At 63.8% G+C, this 11,950-nt stretch carries 15 protein-coding genes; 11 read left to right on the top strand and 4 right to left on the bottom strand.

Going from position 1 to position 11,950, the window contains the following annotated elements:
* Positions 1–79 precede the first annotated feature (79 nt).
* Complete coding sequence (dnaN, locus tag ACOJSJ_RS15165) at positions 80–1,192, bottom strand: DNA polymerase III subunit beta (protein WP_420145809.1); 1,113 nt, start codon at positions 1,190–1,192, stop codon at positions 80–82.
* Positions 1,193–1,362: 170 nt separating this feature from the next.
* On the opposite strand from dnaN, the gene ACOJSJ_RS15170 reads away from it, so the two are divergent.
* From ACOJSJ_RS15170 to ACOJSJ_RS15185, 4 genes are all read left to right on the top strand, one after another.
* A complete protein-coding gene (locus tag ACOJSJ_RS15170) occupies positions 1,363–1,875 on the top strand; it encodes a hypothetical protein (protein ID WP_420145810.1) in 513 nt (170 codons plus the stop codon).
* A gap of 149 nt (positions 1,876–2,024) precedes the next feature.
* A complete protein-coding gene (gene rlmN, locus ACOJSJ_RS15175; RefSeq protein WP_420145811.1) occupies positions 2,025–3,284 on the top strand; it encodes a 23S rRNA (adenine(2503)-C(2))-methyltransferase RlmN in 1,260 nt (419 codons plus the stop codon).
* Positions 3,285–3,392: 108 nt separating this feature from the next.
* Positions 3,393–4,184: a YkgJ family cysteine cluster protein gene (locus ACOJSJ_RS15180; protein ID WP_420145812.1), complete on the top strand. Its 792-nt coding sequence runs from the start codon at positions 3,393–3,395 to the stop codon at positions 4,182–4,184.
* 24 nt (positions 4,185–4,208) lie between these two features.
* Positions 4,209–4,631 carry a hypothetical protein gene (locus tag ACOJSJ_RS15185; protein ID WP_420145813.1) on the top strand — a complete coding sequence of 141 codons (423 nt, stop codon included), beginning with the start codon at positions 4,209–4,211 and terminating at the stop codon, positions 4,629–4,631.
* A gap of 123 nt (positions 4,632–4,754) precedes the next feature.
* On the opposite strand, the gene ACOJSJ_RS15190 is transcribed toward ACOJSJ_RS15185, so the two are convergent.
* Positions 4,755–5,267, bottom strand: coding sequence for a porin family protein (locus ACOJSJ_RS15190; RefSeq protein ID WP_420145814.1), 513 nt, complete (start codon positions 5,265–5,267; stop codon positions 4,755–4,757).
* 302 nt (positions 5,268–5,569) lie between these two features.
* Here ACOJSJ_RS15190 and ACOJSJ_RS15195 point away from each other — a divergent pair, with 302 nt between their 5' ends.
* From ACOJSJ_RS15195 to ACOJSJ_RS15225, 7 genes are all read left to right on the top strand, one after another.
* Positions 5,570–6,289 carry a cytochrome b/b6 domain-containing protein gene (locus ACOJSJ_RS15195; protein ID WP_420145815.1) on the top strand — a complete coding sequence of 240 codons (720 nt, stop codon included), beginning with the start codon at positions 5,570–5,572 and terminating at the stop codon, positions 6,287–6,289.
* Positions 6,286–7,032 carry a molybdopterin-binding protein gene (locus ACOJSJ_RS15200; RefSeq protein ID WP_420145816.1) on the top strand — a complete coding sequence of 249 codons (747 nt, stop codon included), beginning with the start codon at positions 6,286–6,288 and terminating at the stop codon, positions 7,030–7,032. The genes ACOJSJ_RS15195 and ACOJSJ_RS15200 overlap by 4 nt, the downstream gene beginning before the upstream one ends.
* Positions 7,033–7,063: 31 nt before the next feature.
* Complete coding sequence (locus tag ACOJSJ_RS15205) at positions 7,064–8,305, top strand: class I SAM-dependent methyltransferase (RefSeq protein ID WP_420145817.1); 1,242 nt, start codon at positions 7,064–7,066, stop codon at positions 8,303–8,305.
* Positions 8,306–8,453: 148 nt separating this feature from the next.
* Complete coding sequence (locus ACOJSJ_RS15210) at positions 8,454–8,756, top strand: hypothetical protein (RefSeq protein WP_420145818.1); 303 nt, start codon at positions 8,454–8,456, stop codon at positions 8,754–8,756.
* A 109-nt stretch (positions 8,757–8,865) separates the two neighbouring features.
* The gene (locus ACOJSJ_RS15215; protein WP_420145819.1) at positions 8,866–9,288 is read left to right on the top strand and encodes a DUF350 domain-containing protein; all 423 of its coding nucleotides are present in this window, start codon (positions 8,866–8,868) and stop codon (positions 9,286–9,288) included.
* Between the two features lie 5 nt (positions 9,289–9,293).
* The gene (locus ACOJSJ_RS15220; protein ID WP_420145820.1) at positions 9,294–10,127 is read left to right on the top strand and encodes a S1 family peptidase; all 834 of its coding nucleotides are present in this window, start codon (positions 9,294–9,296) and stop codon (positions 10,125–10,127) included.
* Positions 10,128–10,240: 113 nt separating this feature from the next.
* On the top strand, positions 10,241–10,513 hold the full coding sequence (locus ACOJSJ_RS15225) for a DUF3297 family protein (RefSeq protein ID WP_420145821.1): 273 nt from the start codon (positions 10,241–10,243) through the stop codon (positions 10,511–10,513).
* A 38-nt stretch (positions 10,514–10,551) separates the two neighbouring features.
* Here the strand turns inward: ACOJSJ_RS15225 and ACOJSJ_RS15230 are convergent, their stop codons facing one another.
* Together ACOJSJ_RS15230 and ACOJSJ_RS15235 are read right to left on the bottom strand one after the other, a co-directional pair.
* Complete coding sequence (locus ACOJSJ_RS15230; RefSeq protein WP_420145822.1) at positions 10,552–11,286, bottom strand: CHAP domain-containing protein; 735 nt, start codon at positions 11,284–11,286, stop codon at positions 10,552–10,554.
* A gap of 77 nt (positions 11,287–11,363) precedes the next feature.
* On the bottom strand, positions 11,364–11,891 hold the full coding sequence (locus ACOJSJ_RS15235; protein WP_420145823.1) for a CHAP domain-containing protein: 528 nt from the start codon (positions 11,889–11,891) through the stop codon (positions 11,364–11,366).
* Positions 11,892–11,950: the final 59 nt, after the last annotated feature.

The following is an 11,950-nucleotide window of genomic DNA, read 5'->3' on the forward strand; positions in this document are numbered from 1 at the left end:
TTCCTAACGCAAACTCCTTGCCAGAGAATTACTTCCGGTCCGTATTGGTGCAGGCAAAATGCCTGCACCAAAGGGCAGGTCAGACGCGCATCGGCATCAGGACGTAGAGCGCGGGGCTGTCGTCATTTTCGCGGATCAGCGTGGGGGCCGCGGCGTCGGCCAGATGCAGTTCGACAAGGTCGCTGTCGATCTGGCCCAGAATGTCGAGCAGGTAACGGGCGTTGAAGCCGATGTCGAACCCTTCGCCCTGAAACGCGCCGGGCACTTCTTCGGCCGCCGTGCCATTTTCCGGGCTGGTGACGGACAGGGTGATCTTGTCCTTGTCCAGGCTCATCTTGACCGCGCGGGTCTTTTCCGTGGCGATGGTGGCGACGCGATCGACGCCGTCCTCGAAGCTGCGCGGATCGATCTTGAGCAGCTTGTCGTTCGCGGTCGGGATGACGCGGCTGTAATCGGGGAAGGTGCCGTCGATCAGCTTGCTGGTCAGGATCGCGCTGCCAAGGCCGAAGCGGATCTTGCTGGCCGACAGGGCGATGGCGACCGATCCTTCGACTTCGTCCAGCAGCTTGCGCAGTTCGCCGATGCATTTGCGCGGCACGATGATGCCCGGCATGCCTTCGGCGCCGTCGGGCCGCGTCACGGTGCCGCGAGCGAGACGGTGGCCGTCGGTCGCCGCCGCCTTCAGCACCGGCGCGTCTTCATCCGACACATGGAAATAGATGCCGTTCAGATAATAGCGGGTTTCTTCGGTCGAAATGGCGAAGCGGGTCTTGTCGATGATCTGCTTGAGCGTTTCGGCGGGCAGTTCGAACGTCGTGGGCAGGTCGCCTTCGGCGATCACCGGGAAATCGTCACGCGGCAGGGTCGACAGGTTGAAGCGGGCGCGACCGGCCTGAATCAGCATCTTGCCTTCCGCCGCGTGCAGCGACACCTGGCTACCTTCGGGCAGTTTGCGGGCGATGTCGAACAGGGTGTGGGCCGAAATGGTGGTCGCTCCGGGCTGTTCCACCTGCGCCGCCACGCTTTCCACGACCTGAAGGTCAAGGTCGGTCGCCATCAGCTTGATCGCGCCGTCGGCCGATGCTTCGATCAGGACGTTGGACAGGATCGGAATGGTATTCCTGCGCTCAACCACCGACTGGACGTGGCTCAGGCTCTTGAGGAGCGTTGCGCGTTCGATGGTGGCCTTCATGTCCCTGTTCTGTCCGTTCTTTTTAAGCCGATTGCCGGGCCTTCGGTCGAATCCCGGCGACAATGATGGATGGTCCTTCATAACCGCTGGCGCGCCTCCTGCAAGCGTCGCATTCGCGCTTTTGCAGCGCCGGGGTTGCAAAAGGGCACGGCTTGGGCTTTGCCTCTGCCATGCGCCCCACAACCCCTAGCGCCCTTGCCCTGCTGACGGTGGCTCTGCTTGTGGCCAGCCCCGTCATGGCGCGCGATTCATTGGGTATTTTCGAAAATTGGGGCGCGTTCCGCGATTCTGCTACGGCGCAGGGCGGGCCGCGCTGCTACGCCATCGCCCAGCCGGTAATGCGCAGCGGACGGGCGGCGAAGGGATTCGTATCGGTCGGCACATGGCCCCGGCAGAAGGTGCGCGGGCAGCTGCATATCCGCATGAGCCGCGCGCTGGCCGCCAGATCCCCCCTGATCCTGACCGTGGGCGAACGGCGCTTCACGCTGGTCGCCGGACAGATGGATGCATGGGCGGCGGACGGACGCGGCGACGCGCAGATCGTCGCCGCCATGCGATCGGCCAGCAGCATGAGCGTGGCGGGCGTGGGCGCGGACGGGCGCGGCTTTGCCGACAGCTATGCCCTGCGCGGCGCGGCGACGGCGATCGACGCGGCGGCATTGGGATGCGCGAAATTGCGTTAGGGCATGATGACGTGGGCCGGAACGCCTATGGCTCTCATCATGCGGAAATAGCGTGATCGAAGGCCGCCCGGCGGATATGCGATCGCGTGCGCCGACCGGCCCACCAACCCATCTTTAAAATTCCGGCGAAATCGACTATGTGCGCGCCCATGCAATCAGCCGCCAGCCCGCTCATGCCGATTCCCGGCCCCATCGATCCTGTGCCCGTGCCGCGCGCCGTAACCCCGCGTGAGGACGGCCGCATCGACCTGATGGGCCTGTCGCGCCCGCAGATCAAGGGTGCGCTGGAGGAAGCGGGGCTGGACCTCAAGGCCGCGAAGCTGCGGTCCAAGCAACTGTTCCACTGGCTCTATCATCGCGGCGAAACCGATTTCGAGGCGATGACCGACCTTGCCAAGCCGATGCGCGGCTGGCTGGCCGAACGCTTCGTCGTCGGTCGCCCGCAGGTCGTGGAGGCGCAGGTGTCGAGCGACGGCACGCGCAAATGGCTGCTGCGGTCCGACGACGGGCAGGATTATGAAATGGTCTTCATCCCCGATGCGGACCGGGGTACTTTATGCGTGTCCAGTCAGGTCGGCTGCACGCTCAATTGCAGTTTCTGCCACACCGGCACGATGCGGCTGGTGCGCAACCTGACGCCGGGCGAAATCGTGGGTCAGGTGATGCTGGCGCGCGACGCGCTGGGCGAATGGCCCAAGGGCAGCATGGCGTCGGCGACGGAAGATGAAAGCGACGATTCGTCGCAATATACGCCCGACGGCCGCATGCTGACCAACATCGTGATGATGGGCATGGGCGAACCGCTCTATAATTTCGACCATGTGCGCGACGCGCTGAAGGTCGTGATGGATGGCGACGGCCTTGCCCTGTCGAAGCGGCGCATCACCCTGTCGACCAGCGGCGTCGTGCCCACCATGGCGCGCGCGGGCGCGGAAATCGGCGTGAACCTTGCCGTGTCGCTGCATGCGGTGACCAAGGACGTGCGCGACGAGCTGGTGCCGCTCAACCGCAAATATGGCATCGACCAGCTGTTGCAGGCCTGCGCCGACTATCCCGGCGCCAACAATGCCCGGCGCATCACGTTCGAATATGTGATGATCAAGGACAAGAATGACAGCGACGATGACGCGCGCGAACTGGTGCGCCTGCTGCGTCAGTATAATCTGCCTGCCAAGGTCAACCTGATCCCGTTCAACCCCTGGCCGGGCACGGACTATGAATGTTCGACGCCCGAACGCATCCGCCGTTTTTCCGACATCGTGTTCGAAGGCGGCATCAGCGCGCCGGTGCGCACCCCGCGCGGGCGCGACATCATGGCGGCCTGCGGCCAGCTGAAATCGGCGAGCGAAAAGAAGAGCAAGGCCGAAATGAAGCGGCTGGCCGAGGAAAAGCAGGCCGCGATCGGCTGATCCCGGTCTGCCGCGCCCTTGACCTTAAGCGGAAAAAGCGGCCTATCGGTATGCAAAGCCCGCCTGACGCTCCGGAAAAGGCGCGTGCGCATAGCCGGGGTCGCACCCATGAACATGCCGTCGCGCCAAGAGCCGGATTTCGAATCCGCCCTGCGTTTTTCCTGCACCGCCTGCGGGCGATGCTGCCATGGGCTGCGCCTGCTGCTGAGCCTGTCGGAGGCGGTCGGCTGGCTGGAGCATGGCGGGCGGGTCGAACTGTTATGCGACGCCGCGCCCGACATGCCCTTTGCCGAAGGATCGGGCGAAGCCTATCGCGCGGCACGGGCGGTGCCCGCCACCAGTCAGGCATTGCCGGTGACGGTCGCGGTGCTGCTGACCGCGGTGTTCGATGGCCCCTGCCCCAATCTTGGCCCCGACATGCTGTGCGGCGCCTATGACCGGCGGCCCAATGCGTGCCGCATCTATCCCGCCGAAATCCGTCCCGATCGCCGGATCGTGCCCGAGGAGAAATTATGCCCGGCTGGCGCATGGGGCGGAACGCAGCCCGTCTTTGTCGATCCGGCCAGCGGCATGGCCGACCCCGTCACCGCCGTCGCCATCACCGGCGCGCGCACGGCCGGTGTCGAGGATGTGGCGGGCAAGGCGATGCTGATGGACCTGCTGGGCATCGATCAGGTGGCGCTCGCCAATGAAGGCTATGCCGTGTGGAAGCCTGCGTCCGATGCGTTGCTGAGCGCGTTGCGCAGCGTGGTCGACAGCGCGCCGATCGATCCACGCCCCATCCATGTACAGATCATATCGCCGCGCGCGCAAACCCGGCAGATGATCGTCGAGGCGGAGGGCGCCGATGCGGCGCCCGATCCGGCGCGGGGTTATGACTATCTGCCGCTCTTTGCCTGAGCGGCGCGGACGGGAGGAGAAACGGTGACGGACGAGGAGATGGCGATGCTGGCGGCGGATTTTCGCGCCTGCACCCTGCCCAAGGCGCGATGGACCCATGGCGCGCATTTCGCGACCGCCCTGTGGCTGATCCTCAAAAGCCCCGACATCGTACCCGAACGCGACATGCCCGACCTGATCCGGCGCTATAATGAAAGCGTCGGCGGAGTGAACAGCGACGATAGCGGCTATCATGAAACGATCACGCAGGCGTCGTTGCGCATGGCGCGGGCGATGCTGGCGAGCCTGCCCGCCGATACCGGCCCGGCCGATGCCCATGCCGCATTGATGGCGTCGCCGCTGGGGGAAAAGGACTGGCCCTTCACCTACTGGTCGCGCGACCGGCTGATGTCGGCGCAGGCGCGGCGCGCATGGGTGGAACCGGACATCGCGCCCCTGCCCGCATGAAATCCGGATAGAAAAAGGGCAGCCCTTCGCAAGGCCGCCCTTTCCTTTCCGCGCATCATAATATCGGAAAACCGGTTTCCGCCTTTCCCTATGCTGCGGCAGATCCTGATCGGTTGAGAGGGATCAGAAACGGAAGCCGATGCCGACCAGGCCAGCGTCGCGACCGCCGATGCCGGCTTCATATTCGCTGCGCTGATATTCGGCCGAGATGTAGGTGTTCGGCGTGACGGCATATTCCAGACCGCCGCCATAGCGCACGCCTTCGAACGAGGCGCCGGCGCCACCGGCGTCGATGCGGGTGTTGGCATAGCCGACCTTGCCGAAGGCCAGAACCTGCGGGGTCAGGGTGTAGCCGAGGCGGACCGAAGCGGCCAGATCGCGGCTGACTTCCGCACCGGCGCCAGCGCTGGTGGTGCTGTCGCTGAACGACACTTCCGGACCGAAGGTCACGCCGTTGGTGACGGCCAGATCGTAGCCGGCGTTCACGCCATAGGTGAAGCCGTCGCGGCCTGCGACCTTGTCATAACCCATGATGATGCCCGCGCGCGGCCCGGTGAAGGGCGCAGCGTCCTGAGCAAAAGCAGGAGCCGAAACAACGGTGGCAGCAGCAATCGCTGCGAAAATCACAGTCTTCATAAAGTCCTCGATATTTATCTATTCGCCGCGATTTAGACATTCATCCGGCGTTCAGGTTTGATGCAAAGTTATTATGAACTTATTCTCATAATGACTCCTGCGACTCTTCTCTCCCTTTTGGGAGATCAAGAACATGATCTGCATCACGATCACGCAACCGCCATCTAGGATCGCCAGAATGAGTTGCAAAGGGGCTGGAAATTTATTTCAATCAATTTCAAGGCATGCGTTGCATTTTTGTTACATCATACGGAAGGCCAGCCGATATGGACGGGACCGGCAAATCGGATAGGATCGGCGCCATGGACAGCGGGGCCGATCATGCAACGGGGGTGGTGCGCCGCCATCGCGCCTCCACGCGCCTGTGGCACTGGCTGAACGCGTTGTTGCTCTACACGCTGTTTTCCAGCGGGCTGGGCATATTCAACGCGCACCCCCGGCTTTACTGGGGACAATATGGCGCGAATTTCGACGCGCCATGGCTGCAACTGGACCGCTTCCCCGGCTGGATCACCCTGCCCGGTCATTACAGTCTGGCGCTGTCGCGGCACTGGCATCTGGCCGCCGCGCCGATCTTCGCCTTCGCGCTGATGGCCTATATGATCTGGAGCCTTGCCAACCGGCATGTCGCCCGCGACCTTGGCTTTCGCCATGACGACATCCGCCCCCGTCATGTCTGGCGCGATATTGTCGACCATGCCCGGCTGCGCTTTCCGACGGGGCAGGCCGCGCTGCGTTATGGGCCGCTGCAAAAGGCGAGCTATATCGGCGTGATCTTCATCCTGTTGCCCCTGCTGATCCTGACCGGGCTGACCATGTCGCCGGGCATGAATGCGGCATGGCCATGGCTGGTGGAGATGTTCGGCGGGCGGCAATCCGCGCGATCGCTCCACTTCATCGCGGCCTTCGCGCTGGTCGGTTTCGTCATCGTGCATCTGGCGATGGTGCTGCTGAGCGGCCCCGTCAATCAGATACGCGGGATGGTGACGGGCCGATACCGCCTGCCGGAGGCGCGGCCATGATCCTGACCCGCCGCACATTGATGCTGGGCGCGACCGCGACGCTGGCGGGATGCGACCGGCTGGCACGCAACCCGTCCTTTCGCGAGGCACTGTTTTCCGCGGAAAATTTTCACAAATGGGCGCAACGCAGCCTGATGGCGCGCGACGCGCTGGCACAGGAATTCAGGGCCGACCAGATTTCACCCATCTTTCGCGCCAATGGCACCGCCAATCCCAACACGCCCGCCTATAAGGCCTATTGGCGCAATGGCTTTGCCGACTGGCGGCTGAAGGTCGGCGGGCTGGTGGCGCGGCCATTGTCACTTTCGCTGTCGCAGTTGCGCGCGATGCCGCATCGCGAACAGATCACCCGCCATGACTGCGTCGAAGGATGGAGCGCGATCGGCAAATGGGGCGGCGTGCCGCTGCGGACGATATTGGACGGCGCGGGCATGAGCAGCCGGGCGCGCTACATCGTTTTTCGCTGCGCCGACGATATGGGCGGCGGGCGGCTTTATTATGAAAGCATCGACCTGACCGACGCCTTTCACCCCCAGACCATCCTTGCCTTTGCGCTGAACGACCGACCATTGTCGGTGGCGAATGGCGCGCCGCTGCGGCTGCGCGTGGAACGGCAGCTGGGTTACAAACATGCCAAATATCTCATGGAGATAGAGGTAACCGACAGTCTGCGCGCCATCGGCAGGGGCAAGGGCGGTTTTTGGGAAGACCATGCCGATTATGACTGGTATGCGGGGATTTGACGCCTGCGTAACGACATGACAAGGTAGCTACATGAAACTGTTTGAACTGGTTCTCAAGCGGTTGGTCACACGCGGCCGACTGACCGTCCACTATGCCAATGGAAAAACCGTCACCGTCGGCCAGCCCGACCCCGATTTCCCCGACATGGCCCTGCGTTTCAAGGATGGCCGGGTGCCGTTCGACATCGTGAAAGACCCGCGTCTGGGCATGGCCGAAGCCTGGATCGAAGGCCGAATCGGGATAGAGGGCGGCGGCATCATGGAATTCCTGTCCATGATTCGCGCCAACAACCCGTGGGAACAGGGGAAGTCCATCGAGGACAAGAGCCTGTTCAAGCGCAGCATCGGCGAAATGCGCCAGAAGCTGTGGCGCGCCAATCACCGTGCCCGGTCCAAGGCGAACGTCGCCCATCATTACGACCTGTCGGGCGCGCTCTACGCCCTGTTCCTCGACCGCGACCGTCAATATAGCTGCGCCTATTATCCCGACGTCGACAATGATGCCGGGATCAGCCTGGAACAGGCGCAGGAAGACAAGAAGGCGCATATTGCCGCCAAGCTGCACCTGAAGCCGGGCATGAAGGTGCTGGACATCGGTTGCGGATGGGGCGGGATGGCGCTGTATCTGCACCGCACCTGCGGCGTGGACGTCACCGGCATCACCCTGTCGGAAGAACAGCTGAAGGTCGCGCGGCAGCGGGCGGCCGATGCGGGCGTCGCCGATCATGTCCGGTTCGAACTGATCGATTATCGCGACATGACCGGGCCGTTCGACCGCATCGTGTCGGTCGGCATGTTCGAACATGTCGGCACGCCCGATTATCGCACATTTTTCGACAAATGCCGCCAGTTGCTGTCCCCGGACGGAGTCATGCTGGTGCACACGATCGGCCGCATGGGCGGGCCGGGAACGACCGACGCCTTTACCACCAAATATATCTTCCCCGGCGGCTATATCCCCGCCCTGTCGGAAATGATCGCGGGCAGCGAAGGCACGCGCCTGATGGTCACCGATGTCGAGGTGCTGCGCGTTCATTACGGCCTTACCATTCGCGAATGGTACAAGCGGACGATGGCGCACAAGGCGGAGATCGTCGCCCTGTATGACGAAAAATTCTTCCGCCTGTGGACATTTTATCTGGCGGGCGCGGCGACGGTTTTCGAACATGGCGGCATGGTCAATTTTCAGGTGCAATATGCCCGCGACCGCCGCGCATTGCCCATCACCCGCGATTATATGCAGGAAGCTGAAATCGCCCTGCGCGGGCGGTAAGGCGGTTCGGCGCTGTAGTCCGTCCGCTCATCGCCCTTGGCTGAACGGACGATAACAGCGTCATTCCCCGGCCGTTCAGTCGTGCGGCGCCATTGTCGCCCTCATGCTCCCACCCTCTTCACGGGCGGGATTTGTGAGGAGAGACGTGATGAATATCTTGTGGAAAGGCGTTGCCGTTCTGAGCCTTGCCATTGCCGGGATCGGCGCTTCGGCCGTTCCGGCGCAGGCGCAACATTATGGCGGATCAGGCTGGCGCGGCGACCGCGACCGGCATTGGGACAGGCGGGGCGACCATCGGCGATGGGACAACCGGCGCTGGGACGACCGTCGCCATTGGCGCGGCGACCGGCGGGACTGGCGCGGCCATCGCGGCTATCGCGCCCGTTGCTGGACCGAATGGCGTTACGACCGGTATCGCGACCGCCGCGTGCGCGCGCGCATCTGTCGCTGATGCATTGCCTAGCCGGCTGAGACAGCCAAAGGCGCGCGCCATGCAGTAATCCCATGATCGCAACCCGCCCCGATTGAACCGAAGGGCGGGTTGCGGCATTTCAGAGGGTATGAGCGATCCCATGCCCGTCATCCAGAGCCTGTTGTCGGGCCTGCCCATCCTTCTACTCCACCTTGGCAGCGCGACGGCGGTCTGGCTGATCGCGCTGGCTATATATTTGTGGATCACGCCGCATGACGAATTTACGCTGATCCGCGCGGGCAATGACGCCGCCGCCATATCGCTGGGCGGGGCGGCGATCGGACTGGCGGTACCGCTGGGCTTTTGCCTGGCCGGGTCGGTCAATGTCTGGGACATCGTGATCTGGGGCAGCGTTACGCTGATCCTGCAACTGGTCGCGTTTCGGCTGGTCGATTTCCTGCTGGGCAACCTGTCTGCCCGGATCGAGGCGAATGAGCGGTCGGCCGCGATATTTCTGGCGATGATGAAGGCGGCCATTGCCTGCCTGACCGCCGCAGCGGTGGCGGGATAGGCCTCATGGCGGGTGGCAAGGGTTGCGGGTGCCTGCCCTTTGCACTGGCTGGGATGCTGCTGATCGCATGGTTGGGGCAGGATATGCGGGTGCCCCCGCTGAAAGTGGAACAGTTCGACCCCCGATCGCCGCGCCGCCCCCTGCCCGGATGGAGCAATGAGCAGTTCGTGATCGAGGATGACGGCAAGCGGGCCGATTCGATGGGTACGGCCTTTGCCGTGGACCGCGACGGCGCCTGGCTGACCGCCCAGCATGTCACCCATGGCTGCACCCGCGTCGGGCTGGAGGATGGGCGGTTCGCCCGGCCGGTGTCGCGCATCGTCGAAAGCCGGGAGGCCGACGCCGCGCTGGTACGCGATGGCCTGACCAGCGACGCCGCCCTGCCCCTGTCGGCGCGCGCGCCCCAACCCGGCACGCCGGGCTATCATATGGGCTTCCCGGCCGGACAGCCAAAGCTGGTCCTGTCCGAACTGATCGGCGAAGCGAGCGCCCGGCGCGGCCGCAGCGAAGTGACCCAGCCGATATTGGCATGGGCGGAGAAGGGCCGCATCCCGCCGGGCGACGGCACATTGTCCGGGATCAGCGGCGGCCCCGTCTTTGCCGAGGACGGCCATGTCGTGGGCGTCAACAGCGCGTCGACCGACCGGCGCGGACGCATATTGACCACCGCGCCCGATGCCATGATGCGCCTGACACGGGCCAGCGGCGCGGTGGACGACCGGCCGGTCGCCTATCCCTTTGCGGGACTGGCTGACGCGGAAAGCCGTTTTACCGCCTGGCTGGACGAAGGCGTGATCCGCCGGATATTCTGCGACGTCGATGATCGGCCGGGCGGTTGAGGGTGGCGGCCATCGCCCATCCCTGCCGCTTTTCGCATTTTTCACGACGGCAGGTGATTCCACTTGCGGCCAAAATGCTTTAGGCGGTGCGCAAATTTTCAGGGAATATGACCATGAGCGACACGCCCCCCAACCATCTGTCCACCAATCCCAAAAGCGCCCATTTCGATATGGAGGTGCTTCAGCGTGGCATCGGCATCCGTTTCAAGGGCCGCGAACGCAAGGACGTGGAAGAATATAATATTTCCGAGGGCTGGATTCGCGTTGCTGCGGGCAAGAGCCGCGACCGCCATGGCAATCCGCTGACCATCAAGCTGAAGGGCGAGGTCGAAGCCTGGTTCGAAAACCCGGCAGAAGATGCCGGGGACACCGGCGACGCGGGATAAGCGAAGAAAAAGGGCGCCGGTCGGGCGCCCTTTTTTTATCAGTTCATGGCGGCGTCGCGCCGGACATCGGCGATGATCGCGCTCAATGTCCGTTCCGACGGCGCAGCATCGGCATATTCTGTCACGAAGGGATCGGCCTCCAGCCGGGGCGGCGATTTACGGGCGGCCGGCAGCGCCTTTGCCTGCGCGACCTGAACAGCGCGCGCTTCATGCGACGCGCGGGGGATCGCGCGGGTGGATGGCTGATCCCATAGATTCGAATCGACCTTTGCGAAGCGCATGCTCGTGCCCAGAGCAGGGTCGGGCGTGAAATCGTGCAGCTTCGCCTTGACCGGATAGATGAACCCGAATGTCGGATTGGTCCGCGCGCCCATCTGATTGGTCGGGCTGTGCCATACGCGCACCTGGCTCCAGTCGCCCGCCGCCGACACGTCGATGGTCAGCACATCTTCCTCGATCGCGCCGGGTGCCGACCAGTTGGCATGGCGGATCAGAACGCGCCGGTCGTCCAGCACCTTGCTGACCACCGCGACATGGCCGAGCGCCATCGGCCCATTGGCCCTGAACGCCAGCACCGCACCCTTTTTCGGCCGGTCGCCGCGCTTATATTGTCCGTCCGCCTGATCCCACCAGGTCAGCGCATCACCGCGAATTGCCACGCCCGACACGATGCGCGCATAGGGCACGCATTGCAGCACCGCAGAACCCCATGCAGGCGCGGTTGCCAGACCGGACAGCAGCAGCACCGCCATCCAGCTTGCTCTTTTTATCATATGCGATCCCGAAACGTCAGAAATCGCCCCACCGGGAGCGACCCTAGACGCCGGAGTCTTTTGGAAAGGTTAAAGGATCAGAAAGCAGAGCGGACGGCCGCACCGCCCATGTCGGCCGACGCGATCTGCACCGGCTGATCGACGCCCCTGGGCGCGTCGGCATAGATGAAGCCGCGAGCCGGGTTCGACCGCAGGCCAAGGCCGCCGGTCGGGCCATACCACACCCGCACATCCGTCCAGTCATTGTTCGCCGATACGTCGATCGCGCGGACATTGCGTTCGATGCCGCCACGATAGGACCAGTTGGCGTGGGTCAGAAGGACTTCGCGGTCGTTCACCACCTTGCTGACCATGGCGACATGGCCGACGGGCATGGAACGGCTGGCCGAGAAGGCGAGGACGGCACCGACACGCGGTTCATGGCCACGGTCGTAGCGACCTTCCGCCTGACCCCACCAGGTGTTGGCGTTGCCGTGAATGTCGATGCCGGAAACCTGACGGGCGAAGGGCGCGCACTGGAGCGTGCCGGCGGCCGCAGGAACAGCGAACAGGGTCGAAAGCGCAAGAACAGACGCCGCGAAAAACGCGCGAAAACCACCGATCATTGCGATTGCGACCCCGACTTTATGTAGGCTTGAACCCCGATGTCCGCTTTAGGGCAGAG

Source organism: Sphingobium sp. (assembly GCF_048594625.1).
Classification (GTDB): domain Bacteria; phylum Pseudomonadota; class Alphaproteobacteria; order Sphingomonadales; family Sphingomonadaceae; genus Sphingobium.

Excerpts from the sequence above, each read along its gene's own strand:
- dnaN (WP_420145809.1), bottom strand. The coding sequence starts at position 1,192 with ATGAAGGCCACCATCGAACGCGCAACGCTCCTCAAGAGCCTGAGCCAC.
- ACOJSJ_RS15170 (WP_420145810.1), top strand. The coding sequence starts at position 1,363 with ATGCGCCCCACAACCCCTAGCGCCCTTGCCCTGCTGACGGTGGCTCTG.
- rlmN (WP_420145811.1), top strand. The coding sequence starts at position 2,025 with ATGCAATCAGCCGCCAGCCCGCTCATGCCGATTCCCGGCCCCATCGAT.
- ACOJSJ_RS15180 (WP_420145812.1), top strand. The coding sequence starts at position 3,393 with ATGAACATGCCGTCGCGCCAAGAGCCGGATTTCGAATCCGCCCTGCGT.
- ACOJSJ_RS15190 (WP_420145814.1), bottom strand. The coding sequence starts at position 5,267 with ATGAAGACTGTGATTTTCGCAGCGATTGCTGCTGCCACCGTTGTTTCG.
- ACOJSJ_RS15195 (WP_420145815.1), top strand. The coding sequence starts at position 5,570 with ATGGACAGCGGGGCCGATCATGCAACGGGGGTGGTGCGCCGCCATCGC.
- ACOJSJ_RS15200 (WP_420145816.1), top strand. The coding sequence starts at position 6,286 with ATGATCCTGACCCGCCGCACATTGATGCTGGGCGCGACCGCGACGCTG.
- ACOJSJ_RS15205 (WP_420145817.1), top strand. The coding sequence starts at position 7,064 with ATGAAACTGTTTGAACTGGTTCTCAAGCGGTTGGTCACACGCGGCCGA.
- ACOJSJ_RS15210 (WP_420145818.1), top strand. The coding sequence starts at position 8,454 with ATGAATATCTTGTGGAAAGGCGTTGCCGTTCTGAGCCTTGCCATTGCC.
- ACOJSJ_RS15215 (WP_420145819.1), top strand. The coding sequence starts at position 8,866 with ATGAGCGATCCCATGCCCGTCATCCAGAGCCTGTTGTCGGGCCTGCCC.
- ACOJSJ_RS15220 (WP_420145820.1), top strand. The coding sequence starts at position 9,294 with ATGGCGGGTGGCAAGGGTTGCGGGTGCCTGCCCTTTGCACTGGCTGGG.
- ACOJSJ_RS15225 (WP_420145821.1), top strand. The coding sequence starts at position 10,241 with ATGAGCGACACGCCCCCCAACCATCTGTCCACCAATCCCAAAAGCGCC.
- ACOJSJ_RS15230 (WP_420145822.1), bottom strand. The coding sequence starts at position 11,286 with ATGATAAAAAGAGCAAGCTGGATGGCGGTGCTGCTGCTGTCCGGTCTG.
- ACOJSJ_RS15235 (WP_420145823.1), bottom strand. The coding sequence starts at position 11,891 with ATGATCGGTGGTTTTCGCGCGTTTTTCGCGGCGTCTGTTCTTGCGCTT.